Source organism: Pseudomonas sp. Irchel s3h9, assembly GCF_900187475.1.
GTDB classification, from domain to species: domain Bacteria; phylum Pseudomonadota; class Gammaproteobacteria; order Pseudomonadales; family Pseudomonadaceae; genus Aquipseudomonas; species Aquipseudomonas neuropathica.
In genome coordinates this window covers 242,709-259,603 of the sequence record NZ_FYDH01000001.1, presented here as the reverse complement: position 1 = coordinate 259,603, position 16,895 = coordinate 242,709, and the positions used below count along the sequence as shown (strand labels likewise).

The window sequence follows — 16,895 nt, the reverse complement described above, 5'->3', positions numbered from 1 at the left end:
AGGCATCCAGCCCTGTCCACGTCCAATCAGGCCTGCGCCGCAGCGCGACCGGCCCCACTTTTTTCAGGTGGTACAACGCTGTTCTGCTCGACCGGCAGAATCAGTTGATCAGGTACCGCGCTGTGCCATTTTTTTGCGCACACGTAGTAGACGGCAGCCGGCAGCACCAGACCGATGATCCAGGAAATGTCCACATCACCGAGGGCCGCCACCAGCGGGCCGGTGTAGAACTTGGTGGAGATGAACGGCAACTGCACCAGCACACCGAACACATAGACGCTGATGCCGAGCAGGTTCCAGCGGCCATAGCGACCGTTCGGATTGGCCAGCGCCGGCACGTCATAGCGCTCGCGGGTGATGCAGTAGTAATCCACCAGGTTGATCGCGCTCCACGGGGTGAAAAACGCGAGCAGGAACAGGATGAAAGACTTGAACGCACCGAGGAACGAGTGCTGACCAAGCAGTGCAATCAGGGTCGCTGCGCCGACAATCACCAGCACAAACACCAGACGCTGCATGCGCGTAACGGTCAGGTGACCTTTGAAACCACTGATGATGGTCGCGATGCACATGAAGCTGCCGTAGGAGTTCAGCGTCGAGATGGTCACCTTGCCGAACGCGATGCTGAAGTACAGCAGCGCAGCGGTGGCACCGGTGCCGCCCAGACCGACGATGTAAGCCACCTCATGACCGGCGAACTGGCCGTTGGCCGAAGCCGCAGCGAACACACCGAGGATCATCGCCACTTGCGCGCCAACCACTGAACCGGCACCGGCGGCGAAGAAGGTTTTCACCGCCGAGGTGTTGCTCGGCAAGTAACGGGAATAGTCAGCCACGTAGGGGCCGAAAGCGATCTGCCAGGAGGCCGCGAGCGACACCGCGAGCAGGAAGCTGCTCCAGCTGAAATGACGGATTTGCAGGAGTGCGCCGACGTCGGTTTGGCTCATCAAACGCCAGAACAGGAAGACGAAAGCGATCACGCCAATCACGCTGGCAACACGGCCGATCCAGTGGATCACCCGATAACCGAGCACCGTCACCAGCACGATGACGCTGGCAAAAATCAGGATGCCGACGCTGTCACTGACGTTAAACAACTGACCCAACGCTTGACCGGAAAGCACGGTACCCGTCGCGGTGAAACCCAGGTACATCAGGCACACCAGCACGATCGGGATTGCCGCGCCGTAAACGCCAAACTGCACGCGACTGGAGATCATCTGCGGCAGACCCAGTTTCGGCCCTTGCGCAGCGTGCAACGCCATCACCCCGCCGCCGAGCAGTTGGCCGATCAACAGACCGATCAACGACCAGAACACATCACCGCCCAGCACCACGGCCAAGGCCCCGGTGACAATCGCGGTGATTTGCAGATTCGCCCCCATCCACAGGGTGAACTGGCTAAACAGACGACCGTGTCTTTCCGCTTCCGGGATGTAGTCGATCGAACGCTTTTCGATCAACGGTTTGTTGCCTGCACGATCGGTGTTAACAGCCATGATTCAACCTCTGTGGATTGTTCCGGGTTTTGTTCTTTTTTGGCTTTTGCTTTTGTAGGAGTGAGCCTGCTCGCGATTGCGGTGTGTCAGTCAGCACATTTGCCGACCGTGCCGGCCTCATCGCGAGCAGGCTCACTCCTACAGGGGTTGTGCGTTTATTTACCGGTAATCATCGGCAGGTTCAGGCCCTGTTCCTTGGCGCAGTCGATGGCGATCTGGTAACCGGCATCGGCGTGACGCATGACACCGGTGGCCGGGTCGTTGTGCAGTACGCGCGCAATACGCTCGGCCGCTTCGTCCGTACCGTCGCAAACAATCACCATGCCCGAGTGTTGCGAGAAGCCCATGCCGACACCGCCGCCGTGGTGCAGGGAAACCCAGGTCGCCCCGCTTGCAGTGTTGAGCAATGCGTTGAGCAGAGGCCAGTCGGACACGGCGTCGGAACCGTCCTGCATCGATTCGGTTTCACGATTCGGGCTTGCGACCGAGCCGGAGTCGAGGTGGTCGCGACCGATCACGATCGGCGCCGACAGCTCACCGCTGCGGACCATTTCGTTGAAGGCCAGACCGAGCTTGGCGCGCAGGCCCAAACCAACCCAGCAGATACGTGCCGGCAGCCCCTGGAAGCTGATGCGCTCGCGGGCCATGTCCAGCCAGTTGTGCAGATGGGCGTCGTCCGGGATCAGCTCTTTGACCTTGGCGTCGGTTTTGTAGATGTCTTGCGGATCACCCGACAGCGCCGCCCAACGGAACGGACCGATGCCACGGCAGAACAGCGGACGGATGTAGGCCGGTACGAAACCCGGGAAATCGAAGGCGTTTTCGACGCCTTCTTCCTGCGCCATCTGACGGATGTTGTTGCCGTAGTCGAAGGTCGGGATGCCTTGCTTCTGGAATTCCAGCATGGCTTTGACGTGCACCGCCATCGACTGCTTGGCGGCTTTGATTACGGCGGCCGGTTCGGTCTTGGCGCGAGCGCGGTATTCGTCCCAGGTCCAGCCCGCCGGCAGGTAGCCGTTGAGCGGGTCGTGGGCGCTGGTCTGGTCGGTGACCATGTCCGGGCGTACGCCGCGCTTGACCAGTTCCGGGAGAATTTCTGCGGCGTTACCCAGCAGGGCGATGGAAATCGCTTTACCTTCTTTGGTGTATTTGTCGATGCGCGCCAGGGCGTCGTCGAGGTCTTTGGCCTGCTCGTCGACGTAACGGCTTTTCAGGCGGAAATCGATGCTGACTTGTTGGCATTCGATGTTCAGCGAGCAAGCGCCGGCGAGGGTTGCCGCCAGCGGTTGCGCACCACCCATGCCGCCCAGACCGGCGGTGAGGACCCACTTGCCGGTGAGGTTGTCGTTGTAGTGCTGGCGACCGGCTTCAACGAAGGTTTCGTAGGTGCCTTGAACGATGCCCTGGCTGCCGATGTAGATCCAGCTGCCGGCGGTCATCTGGCCGTACATGGCCAAGCCTTTGGCGTCGAGTTCGTTGAAGTGCTCCCAGCTCGCCCAGTGTGGCACCAGGTTGGAGTTGGCGATCAGGACGCGCGGGGCATTGCTATGAGTCTTGAATACGCCGACCGGCTTGCCGGACTGCACCAGCAGGGTCTCGTCGTCGTTCAGGTTGGTCAGGCTCTCGACGATCTTGTCGTAGCACTCCCAGTTACGCGCGGCGCGACCGATACCACCGTAAACCACTAGCTCTTTGGGGTTCTCGGCGACTTCCGGGTCGAGATTGTTCATCAGCATGCGCAGCGGCGCTTCGGTCAGCCAGCTCTTGGCGGTCAGCTTGTTGCCGCGGGCGGCGCGGATCTCAACGTTGCGAAACTTTGTAGGCTTATTGTCAGTCACGAAAAAGACTCCTCAGCGATCAATTCAAACCAACCCTGGCAGTGGGCAAGCAGCCTGTGCGCTTCGATGCGCGACAAGCGAATCAGTGGACGCTGCGGAGAGTCTCGAGCGACTCATACGCATACGTCTTTACTTGTACATACAAGAATATGCAATCAAGCGGCCAACTTGTTGGAGGAGTGTTCAAGAAAAATCGCGGGCACGGCTGGAGGGCTTCTGAATCAAGGGTTCGGGCGTGGATGAAATTTTTCATGGGGATGATTTAGGGCGACGGGACTTTGTTACGTGAGCGTGGTTTTGCGCCACGCTGGGGCGTTCGGTAACAAGTTGGTGCGTGGGTTGGGAACACCCCAAAAGCAAAAGATCGCAGCCTTCGGCAGCTCCTGGATTGGGATTGATGTAGACCCTGTAGGAGCTGCCGAAGGCTGCGATCTTTTAAGATTTTTGAATCAGCGCGCAGTCAACTCGATCACGCAGCATGCGGCGTTGGTGGAGACTTCGGCCAGCCCACTGTTACCGTCCAGTTGCAGACAATCATGTCGCCCCAACTGCGACGTGCTGTCGCCAACCGCCACTTCCAGCAAATCGCTGACACTGAACACCAGCAACGTTCCCGCCGAACTGAAGAGCCGCTGCTCACCGTCCAGCCACTGCAACCGCGCGCTGTAACGCTGCGGCGCATAGATCAGGTTGAAATCGCGAATCGCACCGCCTAGCAGCGTGCACGACACCTGGCTCTCACCACTGAAAGCAAACGGGTCGAGCGGTAACAGCGGCCGCGTATCGTCGCCGTCAACGCACAAGGTCATGCCGTCACCCTGCAACACGGTGATCACCCGCTGGTAACCGGCGAACGTCGAAAAACCACCCGACTCAGCGATGTCGGCAATCGACAGGCGCCAGCCAAAACCGTCCAGGCCGGCCCCCGCGTCACGGGTGATTTCTTCAGTGCTGCCGCCACCGTTTTTCCACGGCATGCGCGGGTAGCCTTCGGCGCGTAAAACCTTCACTTGAGTCATTTATGAAAGCGTCCTTCCAGACGATGACGGGAACCTGGGTGAATCAGTCGAGCAGCGGTAACCGGCTGGCGCCCCGACCATGTGCGGCGACGAATCAGCAAACACGGCTCACCTTTTTCAATCTGCAGCAACTTGCACTCGGAGGGCTCGGCCAGAATCGCTTCAACCACGTGCTCGCCCTCAGTCAGCGGCGCCACCTGATTGAGATACGCGTAAGGCGTCTGCAGAGTGAAATCCTGCTTGAGGTATTCCGGCGCGACCAGTGCGTTGACGAAACGGTCTTCGATTTGCACCGGAATATCATTTTCGTAATGCACGATCAGCGAGTGGAACACCTTCTGCCCTTCACGCATGTCCAGCGCCAGCGCGCGCTCGGAACCGGCAGCCTCTTCTTCAAGAGTGATGACCTGGCAGGTGTGGCGATGGCCACGGGAGGCGATTTCGTCGGCGATGTTGTGCACTTCGAACAGCGCAGACTGGCTCTTCGGTTCGGCGACAAAGGTGCCGACGCCTTGCATGCGCACCAACAGACCGTCAGCGGTCATCTCGCGTAGCGCGCGGTTGATGGTCATGCGGCTGAAACCGAGTTGATTGACCAGCTCGCTTTCGGACGGCACGCGGTAGTGCGGCGGCCAGTTTCCGCTGTCGATCTGCTGGGTGATCATCTGTTTGACGCGGGCGTACAAGGGCGCCGGACTGTCGCCCATGTTCGCGGCCAACGGGGAGACTGGAGGCGGAGTCGGCACGGTTGATCCCTGTTCATTGGTGAAAGTGGCTAGCTTGCCGGAGTTTACCGGGCAGGCAAACGTCTGTATATGTATATACAAATAACACACGATGGGGTGCTGAACCATGTCCGCCTTCTTTGCCGAACGCGCGCTGCTGCCTAACGGATGGGCCAACAATGTACGTCTTGAGGTCAGCGCCGATGGCCTGCTGACCCAGATTCAGGCCGATTCCACCGCAGACGGCGCCGAACGGCTGAGCGGCCCGCTGTTGCCGGGCATGCCGAATTTGCACTCCCACGCCTTCCAGCGGGCGATGGCGGGTCTGGCTGAAGTGGCCGGCAATCCGAACGACAGTTTCTGGACGTGGCGCGACTTGATGTATCGGCTCGTCGGAAAAATCAGCCCGGATCAGCTCGGCGTGATTGCCCGTCAGCTGTACATCGAAATGCTCAAGGCCGGTTATACCTCCGTCGCTGAATTTCATTACGTGCACCACGACAGCAATGGTCAGCCTTACGCCGATCCGGCTGAACTGGCCTTGCGCATCAGCCAGGCTGCGAGTGAAAGCGGCATCGGTCTGACGCTGTTGCCGGTGCTCTACAGCCACTCTGGTTTCGGCGGCCAGACGCCGAATGACGGCCAACGTCGCTTTATCAACAGCAGCGAAAATTACCTGAACCTGCAATCGCGTTTGCAGCCGTTACTGGCGCAGCAAAAGGCGCAATCGCTGGGCCTTTGCTTTCACTCGTTGCGCGCAGTGACGCCGCAACAGATCAGTGAAGTTTTGGCGGCCAGCGACAAGCAATGCCCGGTGCACATCCACATCGCCGAGCAGCAAAAAGAAGTCGAAGATTGCCTGAGCTGGAGCGGTCGGCGGCCGCTGCAATGGCTGTACGAAAATACCGAAGTCGATCAGCGCTGGTGCCTGGTGCACGCCACTCACGCCAACCCGGAAGAAGTCACGCTGATGGCCAAGAGTCGCGCCATCGCCGGGCTGTGCCTGACCACGGAGGCTAATCTGGGCGACGGGATTTTCCCGGCGGTGGACTTCCTCGCCCAGGGCGGGCGCATGGGCATAGGTTCCGACAGTCATGTGTCGCTTAGCGTGGTGGAAGAATTGCGTTGGCTGGAATACGGCCAGCGTCTGCGCGATCAGCGGCGCAATCGCTTGTATGGCGCGGATCAACCGATGGTCGGGCGCACGCTGTATGACGCGGCGCTGGATGGCGGTGCGCAAGCGTTGGGGCAGCCGATTGGCGCGCTGGAGGTTGGCAAGCGTGCGGACTGGATTGTGCTCGACGGCAGCGATCCGTATCTGGCGACGGCCAATGGCGACGGGATTTTGAATCGCTGGTTGTTTGCCGGCGGCGACCGTCAGGTGCGCGATGTGCTGGTCAATGGTCAGTGGGTAGTGCGTGATGGTCGACATGCTGGCGAAGAAGACAGTGCTAGCGCCTTCACCCAGGTCCTGCGTGACCTCCTCGGCTGACAGCTGATCGTTCCCACGCTCTGCGTGGGAATGCAGCCCGGGACGCTCTGCGTCCCACAAGCGGACGCAGAGCGTCCATTGAGACACTCCCACGCGAAGCGTGGGAGCGATCAGGATGGGTGATTAATTTGAGGTCTTGGCCATCTGCCGATCCGACGCGCGCCAGATCAATCGCGTGGTGTCATAGCCTTGCTGACGTGCCTTGCTCAGCAGCTCTTCACGGACCACCCCGTTGACGGTCGGTGTGCGCGACAGCAACCACATGTACTTGCGACTCGGGTCACCGACGATGGCGGTCTTGTAGTCATCGCTGACGTACAGCACCCAGTATTCGCCTTTCGCCACACCCGGAATCAGACGTGAGAACCAGGTATCGAATTCGACCCAGAGCTTGTCGGTCTTGCCCGGCACCTGTGGATAAGCCGTGCCCTTGGCTTCTTCCCACTGCCAGTCCGGAGTCAGGCAGCGATTGAGCACCGCGACATTGCCGTCAGGCTTGAGGGTGTAATGGGCTTCGGACTGCGCGCAATTGCGCTGGAAATACATCGGCAAGCGCGCCAGTTCATACCAGGTGCCCTGATAACGCTTGAGATTGACGCTGTTGACGGTTTTCGGCGCCAACGGGTCGACGCCGGAAGTGGCGCAGCCGGCCAGTACCAGGCCGGCAAAAAGGATCAGCAATAACCGCTTCATTTTTCTTCTCCGTGGGCGCGAAGCCCCGGTTTACTTCAGGCCTTGGCCGGAAAACATCAGCACTTTGTCACCGGCGTACTGCACGCTGATAAAGCTGTTCTTGTCGCCCCAAGTGCAACTGGACATGCCGAGCGCGCCCGAGCAATCGGTGGGCTTGCCGAGCAGAGTCTCGACTTCGGCCTTGGCCATACCGGCCGAGAGCTTCGAATAGTTTTCCTGATTGACCTTGCTGCATGCGGCCAACAGCACGCAAAACGTCAGAAGGGCGATAGATCGCAGCGACATGGTGTAACTCCTGGAACGAGGGGGGGATGGCATGGTGCCAACCAGAAGCTTAGAAGAGAAAACCCTCATCTGGTTCCGTGGGGGAATGGCTATTTATTAGCCCGCCCGTCTGGCATTTGCCGATAAATCAGCCACTTTGTAACGCTATTGAGCATTTCGTCGCCTTTCGCCAAAGACGCCTAATCTTTGGCGCACCGCGGTCGACATAAAAGCAGCGCAAAGCCCCCGAGTGTGGCAAATTGCCGCCCTTTCTTGACCAGTCCCTTCGCGGTAGTTCATTCGATGACCAGAAACATGAAATTCAGCCACAAGATCTTGTTGGCTGCCGCCCTCGTGGTGGCCATTGCGTTCGCCTGTTTCATTTTCTTCAACGACTATCGACAGCGCGAAGCCTTGAACAGCAGCACCGAAGCCTCGATGCAGGAGCTGGGCAGCCTGACCACCAGCAACATCCAGACCTGGCTGGAAAGCCGCATTCAATTGCTGCAATCGCTGTCGCAGCAAGTCGCCGTCGACGGCAACGCCCCCGCCAACCTGAAACGCATCATCGACCTGCCCGCCTACACCGGCAATTTCCAGCTCAGCTACTTCGGCGGCGCTGACGGCGTGATGTTCTCGGTGCCGGCCGGCAACCGCGCACCGGATTACGATCCACGCGCCCGGGGCTGGTACAAAGCGGCAAACAGCGCGCAACAGACCATCGTCACCGAACCGTACATCGCCGCGTCCTCGGGCAAACTGGTAATCACCGTTGCCACGCCGGTACAGCGCCAAGGGCAGATGCTCGGCGTCGCCGGTGCCGACATCGACCTGACCAGTGTCAGCGCAATCATCAACTCGCTGAACTTCGGTGGCCACGGCCACGCGTTCATCGTCAGTGCTGACGGCAAGATCCTGATCCACCCGGACAGCAAACTGGTGCTCAAAACCCTCTCCGAGGCCTATCCGAATGGTGCGCCGAAAGTCAGCCCGGGCCTGAAAGAAGTCGAGCTCGACGGCAAAACCCAACTGATCTCCTTCACCCACATCAACGGCGTGCCGTCGGCCGACTGGTACGTGGCGCTGGTACTCGATAAAGACACCGCGTTTGCAATGCTCAGCGAATTCCGCACCTCGGCGCTGATCGCCATGGTTATTGCCGTGGTGATCATCATCGCCCTGCTCGGCATGCTCATTCGCGTGCTGATGCAACCGTTGCTGACCATGGGCCGCGCGATGCACGACATCGCCGAAGGTGAAGGCGACCTGACTAAACGTCTGGTAATCCACGGCAACGACGAGTTCGGCGCGCTAGGCACCTCGTTCAACCGTTTCGTCGAGCGCATTCACACCTCGATCCGTGAAGTGTCTTCGGCCACCGGCCAGGTCAACGAAGTCGCCCTGCGCGTAGTCGCGGCGTCGAACTCGTCGATGTACAACTCCGATCAGCAGTCCAGCCGTACCAACAGCGTCGCCGCCGCGATCAACCAACTCGGCGCCGCCGCGCAGGAAATCGCCCAGAACGCCGCCCTCGCCTCGCAGCACTCCAGCGATGCCCGCAGCCTCGCGGTCGACGGTCAGCAGGTTGTGGATAAAACCATCCAGGCCATGCAGCAGTTGTCGGCGAAGATCAGCGATTCGTGCGGCAACATCGAAACCCTGAACAGCAACACGGTGAACATCGGCCAGATTCTCGAAGTGATCACCAGCATTTCCCAGCAGACCAACCTGCTCGCGCTCAACGCCGCGATTGAAGCGGCGCGTGCCGGTGAAGCGGGTCGTGGTTTTGCCGTGGTGGCGGATGAAGTGCGCAACCTCGCGCACCGTACCCAGGATTCGGCGCAGCAAGTGCAAAAGATGATCGAAGAGCTGCAAGTCGGCGCGCGTCAGGCGGTCAGCATCATGACCGAGAGCCAGCGTGAGAGTGAAAGCAGTGTCGGCATCGCCAACCAGGCCGGTGAGCGATTGGGTAGCGTGACTCAGCGTATTGGAGAGATCGACGGGATGAACCAGTCGGTGGCTACCGCGACTGAAGAGCAGACGGCGGTGGTTGAGTCGATCAATGTCGATATCAACGAGATCAACACGCTGAATCAGGAAGGTGTGGAGAACTTGCAGGCGACGTTGCGGGCGTGCTCGGATCTTGAGCAGCAGGCGGCGCGGTTGAAGCAATTGGTGGGTAGTTTCAGGATCTGAAGATCAAGGGCTTTACCCCCTCACCCCAGCCCTCTCCCCCAAGGGGGCGAGGGGGAAAGGGAGCCAATCTTCATGTTGTTCAAACTTGAGTTCGACTCGATATCTCAGGTCGATGTATCAAGCCCAGACACCTCGGTCAGTCCCCTCTCCCTCAGGGAGAGGGCTAGGGTGAGGGTAAGCTCTTAAAATCTAGAGCCAGGCTCAGAAAGAAACACCAACTCCTCAGCCGTAGACTCTCGCCCCAACACCGCATTGCGATGAGGAAACCGGCCAAACCGTGCAATCACCTTTTGATGCCGCTCGGCATAATCCAGATTGTCGGCAAACACCGATCGCTCCCCTTCCGGCTGTTCAGCCACCAACTCAATAAATCTGGAAACCGCTTCGTTCTGCACCGCAAGATTCTCGCAGTGCTCAAACACCAGATAAATGAATACGCGCTGAATCGGTTTCAACTGCCGATCGAAATCCGCAGCAATGCCTTGCGCAACGAGCTTCTGCGCACGCAGATCGCCGGAGAAAGCTTTGGGAGAGTCGCGAAAGATCATTCGCGGCAGTTGGTCGAGCAGTAACACCACCGCCAGCCAACCTTCGGGACGTTGCGTCCACTCGGTCAATTCGCCAGCCAGGGCCTGATCGACAAAGACCCCGAAACGCTCACGCGCTTCGAGGTCTTGGCTGTCTCGCTTACCGAACCACAACTTGCCCTTGTCAGCCGCTATCTCGTCGGGGGATTCGGCATGTCCGAACCACCAATCGAGCAACGGCTGCCAGGGCGCGGTCATGGTTTATTCCTTGTGGTAGGCCGTAGCGCGGGCGACTTCTTCTTTCGAACCGAGGAACACCGCTACGCGCTGGTGCAGGCCTTCCGGCTGAATGTCGAGGATGCGCTGGTGACCGTCAGTGGACGCGCCGCCCGCTTGTTCCACCAGGAACGACATCGGGTTGGCTTCGTACATCAGACGCAGTTTGCCTGGCTTGGATGGCTCGCGGCTGTCGCGCGGGTACATGAACAGACCGCCACGAGTCAGGATGCGGTGTACGTCGGCAACCATCGCCGCGACCCAGCGCATGTTGTAGTTCTTTTTCAGCGGACCTTCTTCACCGGCCAGCAACTCGCCAACGTAACGTTGTACCGGGGCTTCCCAGTGACGCTGGTTGGACATGTTGATCGCAAATTCCTGGGTCGACTCAGGAATGGTGATGTCTTCGTGGGTCAGCACGAAGCTGCCCATTTCGCGGTCGAGGGTGAAACCTTTGACGCCGTCGCCCAAGGTCAGTACCAGCATGGTTTGCGGGCCGTAGATCGCGTAACCGGCGGCAACCTGCTGGGTGCCTGGCTGCAGGAAGGCTTTTTCGTTCAGCGGCTCGTTCTGGCTCAGGTATTCGTTCGGGCAACGCAGTACCGAGAAGATGGTGCCGACCGGGGCGTTGATGTCGATGTTCGACGAGCCGTCCAGTGGGTCGAATACCAGCAGGTACGCGCCTTTCGGGTATTTGCCCGGGATCTGGTAGGCGTTGTCCATTTCTTCGGACGCCATGCCGGCCAGGTGACCGCCCCATTCGTTGGCTTCGAGCAGGATCTCGTTGGAGATCACATCGAGTTTCTTCTGCACTTCGCCTTGGACGTTTTCAGTGCCCATGCTGCCCAGAACACCACCCAGGGCGCCTTTGGACACGGCGTGGCTGATTTCTTTGCAAGCACGCGCGACCACTTCGATCAGGAAACGCAGATCGGCAGGAGTGTTATTGCTGCGGGTCTGCTCAATCAAATAGCGACTCAGGGTAACGCGGGACATGGACGGCTCCGGTGGAATGGGGGGCTAAAAACCCGCGCAGTTTACAGGGAGTCTGAAAACGTAGCGAGCGAAGACGCCCGGTAACGTGCGTTGGGGTGTATTTGCCTGTATGAGACGTGATTGTCGGAGGAGAGTTCAGGTAGCGGGTTTAGCGTAGACGGGTTCGGGACGGGTGGTGGCTAAGTGGAGCGGCAGTTTGAGTATTTTTATTGGCTGGTAGGCCGCTATCGCGAGCAGGCTCACTCCTACAGTTGATCGCATTCCATCTGGAGAAATGCAATCAACTGTAGGAGTGAGCCTGCTCGCGATCGGGTGCGCAGCACCCGCCTTTTCAGGATTTGGCAGGAGGCTTGCGCAATAAACTAAACGCCATTGCCCCCAAAAACACCACACTCAACAACAACACCGCCCACAAGCCGATCTTCTTCCAATTGGTCTCAGCCACCGCCGCCGTAGTCGCCGTTGAAGTCTGCGTCACAACCACCTCACCCTGAACCACAGCCTTACCCAACCCCGCCAACTTCTCCGGTTTGAAATCCGGAATCAGCGTCGCCAGCGGCAAGTTCGCCGTCTTCACCGTCGCATTGCCCACCGCCAAACTAAACGGCCCCTCGCCCCGCGCGAGGAAAACCACCTGCGTCGCCCGCACCGCATATTTCAGACTCGGCGCCTGCTCGCCCAAACCACCGCCGCGCTCATCCACGCTCAGTTTCAACTGCTGCACGGTCTGCCCGTAGAGCGGCAATTCGTTCTGCACCACATCCTGGCCATTCTGGGTCAGGCGGTACAGCAAGCCACTGCTCAGCGTTTGCCACGGCAAGCTGCTTTCACGACGGCCGGCCAGCGTCACCGGCGCCAGGCTGTTCGGCTGTTTCAATTCAACCTGCACGCGCTCAATGTTCAACCCCATCGGCAACTGCCAGGCGTACTCCCCGGCCTTGGAGCTGCTGCCGGCCAATGCCGGCGACCAGACCAATGGCAGCGGCAAATCGCGCGGATCACTGCTTTTCAATTGTGCCGCCGTCAGGATCGGCGCCGAATTCGGCGACTCCCACAGCAACCGCACATAGCGCGCCGATTGCCCCGGCAACGTCACTTCGTGCTGCTCGATGCGCTCATCGGAAAAGGTCAGCCGCGCGACCTGCCCCTCGCCCCACGCTTGCCAGTGTTGCAGATCGTCGCTGGCTTCAATGCTGAAGCGCTGGAAGCCGTCGCGCTCGCTGGTCCAGTCGAGGATCAACTGCTGCAACGGCGCCTTGATCGCGCTGGCATCCAGCAGCCAGCCACGTAGCACCTCTTCACCCACCTCCAACTGACTGGACGGCTGCACCTCGACCAGCGTGCCGTTGGTGGTCGATTGCACACGCACATTCGGCGCGCGTTCGCTGGCGTCGGCGGCGTTGTACAGCGGGAACCATTTCACCTCATGCAACCGGCCGTCGTCGCGGGTCTGCGCTGATTCGCGCGCCAAGGCGTAGGCCTGCGCTTCGCCGGCAGCGTTGAACACCCGCAAGTCACTGAGATCAGTCTGGCGCGCCTGCAATTGCACGCTCAACGGCAATTCGAGGCGATACCACGGGCCGTTGCCGCTCACCGCCAGCGGCACCTGCGTGGCGAAGTCCGCCGGTTTTTCCTGAGCGCCGGCCGCCATCACCACGCCCAACGCCAACCAACCCAGATTTCGCATGCGACTCAAGATGAAACTCCTTCGGTGTCCGGGGCCGGTTTGTCCGCCGCCGGTTCAGCGTCGACGCGCTTGGGCGGCAGTGGCGCGAAATAGCCGACCACCAGCAGCAACACGCCGACACCGATAAACGAGACGATCCGGGCGAGACCGCCACGGTTGCTCAATTCGACAAAAATCAGTTTGGCCACCACCAACGCAATCAGCGCCGCGCCAATCAGCCACACTTCGCGACGATGGCGCAGATGGCCGCCGATCATCAGGCCCAGCGCCATCAACGTCCAGACGATGGACAATCCGGCCTGCACCAGCATTGAGGCGAGCAACGTATCCAGCTCGAACGGGATGCCGGCCCAATGGTGCGCCGCGCGGGTGACCAACGCGGTGCAGAAGGCGAACAGCGAAACCCCGGCGACCAGTTGCGTCGCGTAATCGGCGTAGTCCTGGCGAATCGACAACTGCGAAACCGCGCTGCGCGACCAGACGTAAACACCGAACAATGCGAACAACAAACCCAGCTCCAATGGATTGAGCAGCGGCACGTATGGCAGCGGCTCGGCGTTGCCATCGCTGACACCATTCGCCAGCCAGAACCACGCCAGCATCAACACTGCCAACGGCGCGGCGGCATACAAGCGATATTCGCTAGGGAATGCCGCCACGGGCCACGGCCAACTGCGCGGTGCCGCCGCCAGCAGCAGATACAGGCTCGGAAGAATCGCCCAGCCCAGCCAACGCCAAGCGTTGTATTGCTCGGACAACAGCAGCAGACCGTAGCGCAACTCCAGCGCCAGAACACCAATCAGCAGCCAGCAGCCGAGCACATGCGCCGCGCTCAAGGCGCGCGCCGGCAACATCGGCGCCAAACGTCGCAAGCTGAAGAAATGCACGGCGAACACTGCTGCCCACGCCAGCCAACCGAAATCGGCCGCCGGGTGATAACGCGAATGCCAGGCAGCGAGCAACACCAGACCCGCCGCCGGAATCAGCAAGGTGCAGAGCAAGCCCAGCGCCGGCCATTTCAACCGCAGCGCCAGCACCGCCCACAGCGCCACACTGATCGCCACGACCAATAGCAACAACGTGCCTTGCAGATTCGGCGGAGCAAACCGCAGTACTTCACTGACCCACGCCAGCGTCCACCAACCAGCGCCCCACACCAGCAGCACTTCGGACAAACGCTGCAGACTCAGCGCATCGAATGCTGAAGCGTGATTGCCCAGTTGCAGGCGCCAGGCACCGATCATCGCAGCCAAGCCTAGTACCAGCGGTGTCCAGAATCCGCCATGGGCCAACGGTTTCAGGCCTTCGCTGGACAGTGGCCCAAGCAACTCGGGGCCGGCCAGCAAAAACGCCGCGCCACCAATCAACTGCAACAGCAGACCAAAGACAAAACTTACGCGCTGCTTGAGGTACAGGCTCAGCCAGATGATCAGCAAACCACTCGCGGCCCACACCGCACTCGCCGTTTGCCATGGCAGCACGAACAGCACCGCCAGATTGATCAGCACCAAACCGGCCAGCAGCACCACCGACAGCCCCCGCAACAGACGCACATCGCCACGCACCATTTCATCGCGAGCCGCCAACAGCATGCCGGCGATCAACGCCAGCCCGATCAACGACGCGCTGAGCAACCCGCTCCAGCCGGCGCTGAACACCGCCGCCGAATCCTCGCCCGCGCCTTGCAGACGCAACAGGAACAACGCACCGCCAAGCAACTGCACGGCAAACGCGCTGAACAGGAACGTGCGCGATTGAATGCGCAGACCGACCAACAGAGTTGCCAACCCGGCCAGCGCCCAACTAATCGCCGTGGCTTGAACGAAGAAGAACAGCGGCGCCAGCAGATAGAGGAAGGTCAGGCCCAGACACGCCAACACCGGCAAGCCTTGACGCTCCCAAGGTGATGCCTGTTCCGGCGAGGCCTTGCGCAATTGATAGAAACTGAACAGCAACGCAATGCCGAGCATCAGCGCACCCAGCGGAGCACCGTCAAGCAGACTGCTCTCGCCGACGCGCAACTGACTGAGAAACGCCAACGCCGACCCCAGTTGCAGCAGCAAGGCAAACGCCCGAGCGAACGGTCGATGCTGACGCAGACCGAGCCAGAAAATCCCCGCGCCTTCCACTGCCCATGCCGCCGAGGTCCAGCGCGCATCCAGCCCCAGCGGAATGGCCAGACTGGCGAAAATCACCCCGAGCGCCAGACAGGTTTCACCCAGCAGCACCGCGCGCCCGCCCAGCAACACCTTGGCCAGTGTCATGTAGATCATGCCCAGCGCCAGTGCACTGAATGCTGCTGCAAATTCCAGATGCTGCACCAGCGCAAACTGCAAACCAAAGCCAATGATCGGCGGTCCGAACAGCATCGTGCCGTCGACGTAATCGCCCTTGCGCGCCGACCAGTGCAGCAACGCTTCGCGATCGCCATCCGTAGGTGCATCGGGCATGTCGAGCAATTTGCGGCGGGCGAACAGCAGGCCGATGGCGAGGTACATCAGGAAGAACAGGATCAGGAACGGCTCGGTGCTCCACAACAGTTCCGGCGCATACGAACGAAGGCCCCAGGCGAAGCCGATGCCAAAGGTGCCGACGAAACCAATCAGGTTGAGCAGACGCCAGGCTTTGAACCAGGCGATGGCAAGAATGCCGGCGTTGAGTAGTGCGAAATAGCTGAACAGCGCGACGTGGTTGCCGGCGCCGGTCGAGGTCAGGATCGGCGCCGCGAAACCGCCCAATGCCGCCGCTGCGGCTAGCCCTAAAGCATCTTGAGTGATGGCGAGAATCGCCGAGAAAACGGTGACCGCCACCAGCAGGCCGAGCGCGGCCGATGGATCAAGCAACGGATGCAGACGCATCGCCGCAAACACCGTCAAATACAGCACCGCGATCCCGGTGCCTTGCAGCATCAACGCGTAATTGCTGTTGCGCCGCCGCAGCCACCAGCCCAGCGCGAGCAGGCCCAACGCGGCCGCCGCAACACCGGCGTAACGCAACTCGATCGGCACGACCATGCCTTCGGTGGCGTAGCGCAGCAGGAATGCGAGACCGAAGAACAGCAACACCACACCGACCCGCAGCACGGTGTTGCCGCCAAACAACCAATTGCGCGCGGCGCTGATACCGCGCTCGACAAGGTTCGGGCCACGGGGTTCGGCAGGCTCTTGCGGTTCGGACGTAACGGCGTCGAGGCGCCAGACATCAGCGGGCAGCGGTTGACTGATTTCGCTGGCGACGGCGGACAGCGGTTCCAGTTCGGGCGGCAGCTCCCAGACCAGTTCAGGTGCTGGAGCTGCTTCTACGACTGTGACTGGTTCAGCAACAGGTTCGGGACCCGGTGGCGGCGCGGCACGAACCGGGGCACCTTCGAGCAGAAACAGGCGCTGTTCGACGCCCTGCAAAGCGATCTTCGCCAGCTCAAGTTGACGCTGCTGCTCCATAGCCTGCGAGCCTAGCCGCGCGATGCGGATCGTCTGCCCGATCACCAGCCCCAGCAACGCGCCCAATAGCGCATCACTGAACGACTCGTCGAGCAGCCAGCCGAGCACCAGCCCGATCAACATGAACATCCATTGCATGGTCGATATCCCTAAGCGCGAAGGCTAATCCGGGAAGATTAGCGCAGCCTGACCCAAAAAGATCGCAGCCTGCGGAAGCTCCTACAGGGTTATGTGAACACCTCT

Annotated in this window: 12 protein-coding genes and 1 pseudogene; 3 read left to right on the top strand and 10 right to left on the bottom strand. The window is 60.4% G+C overall.

Features of this window, described 5'->3' with window-relative positions:
- Positions 1-26: 26 nt before the first annotated feature.
- From CKW26_RS01140 to hutC, 4 genes are all read right to left on the bottom strand, one after another.
- On the bottom strand, positions 27-1,499 hold the full coding sequence (locus CKW26_RS01140; protein ID WP_095047182.1) for a cytosine permease: 1,473 nt from the start codon (positions 1,497-1,499) through the stop codon (positions 27-29).
- A 155-nt stretch (positions 1,500-1,654) separates the two neighbouring features.
- Positions 1,655-3,337 carry a urocanate hydratase gene (hutU, locus tag CKW26_RS01135; RefSeq protein WP_095047181.1) on the bottom strand — a complete coding sequence of 561 codons (1,683 nt, stop codon included), beginning with the start codon at positions 3,335-3,337 and terminating at the stop codon, positions 1,655-1,657.
- Between the two features lie 449 nt (positions 3,338-3,786).
- Positions 3,787-4,356, bottom strand: coding sequence for a HutD family protein (locus CKW26_RS01130; protein WP_095047180.1), 570 nt, complete (start codon positions 4,354-4,356; stop codon positions 3,787-3,789).
- Positions 4,353-5,063, bottom strand: coding sequence for a histidine utilization repressor (hutC, locus tag CKW26_RS01125; protein WP_163013658.1), 711 nt, complete (start codon positions 5,061-5,063; stop codon positions 4,353-4,355). The genes CKW26_RS01130 and hutC overlap by 4 nt, the downstream gene beginning before the upstream one ends.
- A 145-nt stretch (positions 5,064-5,208) precedes the next feature.
- On the opposite strand from hutC, the gene CKW26_RS01120 reads away from it, so the two are divergent.
- Positions 5,209-6,573 (top strand): formimidoylglutamate deiminase, encoded by a 1,365-nt coding sequence (locus CKW26_RS01120; protein WP_095047179.1) that lies wholly within the window; start codon positions 5,209-5,211, stop codon positions 6,571-6,573.
- Positions 6,574-6,696: 123 nt separating this feature from the next.
- Here CKW26_RS01120 and CKW26_RS01115 read toward each other — a convergent pair whose 3' ends face one another.
- Positions 6,697-7,266 carry a lipocalin family protein gene (locus tag CKW26_RS01115; protein ID WP_093430049.1) on the bottom strand — a complete coding sequence of 190 codons (570 nt, stop codon included), beginning with the start codon at positions 7,264-7,266 and terminating at the stop codon, positions 6,697-6,699.
- Positions 7,267-7,296: 30 nt separating this feature from the next.
- Positions 7,297-7,551, bottom strand: a complete 255-nt coding sequence (locus CKW26_RS01110) for a hypothetical protein (RefSeq protein ID WP_003220802.1) — start codon at positions 7,549-7,551, stop codon at positions 7,297-7,299.
- Positions 7,552-7,833: 282 nt separating this feature from the next.
- Here CKW26_RS01110 and CKW26_RS30405 point away from each other — a divergent pair.
- Positions 7,834-8,868 (top strand): annotated as a pseudogene (locus CKW26_RS30405) (cache domain-containing protein); the annotation flags it as partial.
- Positions 8,869-8,961: 93 nt separating this feature from the next.
- Positions 8,962-9,726 (top strand): methyl-accepting chemotaxis protein, encoded by a 765-nt coding sequence (locus CKW26_RS30400; protein ID WP_371748298.1) that lies wholly within the window; start codon positions 8,962-8,964, stop codon positions 9,724-9,726.
- 182 nt (positions 9,727-9,908) lie between these two features.
- Here CKW26_RS30400 and CKW26_RS01100 read toward each other — a convergent pair whose 3' ends face one another.
- The 4 genes from CKW26_RS01100 to CKW26_RS01085 all read right to left on the bottom strand — a co-directional run bounded on the left by CKW26_RS01100 (position 9,909) and on the right by CKW26_RS01085 (position 16,790).
- Entirely contained in the window at positions 9,909-10,511 is a 603-nt protein-coding gene (locus CKW26_RS01100; protein ID WP_095047177.1) for a DUF924 family protein, read from the bottom strand.
- Positions 10,512-10,514: 3 nt separating this feature from the next.
- Complete coding sequence (locus CKW26_RS01095; protein ID WP_007909265.1) at positions 10,515-11,525, bottom strand: class 1 fructose-bisphosphatase; 1,011 nt, start codon at positions 11,523-11,525, stop codon at positions 10,515-10,517.
- Positions 11,526-11,856: 331 nt separating this feature from the next.
- Positions 11,857-13,221 (bottom strand): DUF3999 domain-containing protein, encoded by a 1,365-nt coding sequence (locus CKW26_RS01090; RefSeq protein WP_095047176.1) that lies wholly within the window; start codon positions 13,219-13,221, stop codon positions 11,857-11,859.
- Positions 13,218-16,790, bottom strand: a complete 3,573-nt coding sequence (locus CKW26_RS01085) for a DUF2339 domain-containing protein (RefSeq protein WP_095047175.1) — start codon at positions 16,788-16,790, stop codon at positions 13,218-13,220. The genes CKW26_RS01090 and CKW26_RS01085 overlap by 4 nt, the downstream gene beginning before the upstream one ends.
- Positions 16,791-16,895 lie beyond the last annotated feature (105 nt).

Coding starts and splice junctions, on each gene's coding strand:
- CKW26_RS01100 (WP_095047177.1), bottom strand. CDS start 10,511: ATGACCGCGCCCTGGCAGCCGTTGCTCGATTGGTGGTTCGGACATGCC.
- CKW26_RS30400 (WP_371748298.1), top strand. CDS start 8,962: ATGTACAACTCCGATCAGCAGTCCAGCCGTACCAACAGCGTCGCCGCC.
- CKW26_RS01115 (WP_093430049.1), bottom strand. CDS start 7,266: ATGAAGCGGTTATTGCTGATCCTTTTTGCCGGCCTGGTACTGGCCGGC.
- hutC (WP_163013658.1), bottom strand. CDS start 5,063: ATGGGCGACAGTCCGGCGCCCTTGTACGCCCGCGTCAAACAGATGATC.
- CKW26_RS01095 (WP_007909265.1), bottom strand. CDS start 11,525: ATGTCCCGCGTTACCCTGAGTCGCTATTTGATTGAGCAGACCCGCAGC.
- CKW26_RS01120 (WP_095047179.1), top strand. CDS start 5,209: ATGTCCGCCTTCTTTGCCGAACGCGCGCTGCTGCCTAACGGATGGGCC.
- CKW26_RS01130 (WP_095047180.1), bottom strand. CDS start 4,356: ATGACTCAAGTGAAGGTTTTACGCGCCGAAGGCTACCCGCGCATGCCG.
- CKW26_RS01140 (WP_095047182.1), bottom strand. CDS start 1,499: ATGGCTGTTAACACCGATCGTGCAGGCAACAAACCGTTGATCGAAAAG.
- CKW26_RS01085 (WP_095047175.1), bottom strand. CDS start 16,790: ATGCAATGGATGTTCATGTTGATCGGGCTGGTGCTCGGCTGGCTGCTC.
- CKW26_RS01110 (WP_003220802.1), bottom strand. CDS start 7,551: ATGTCGCTGCGATCTATCGCCCTTCTGACGTTTTGCGTGCTGTTGGCC.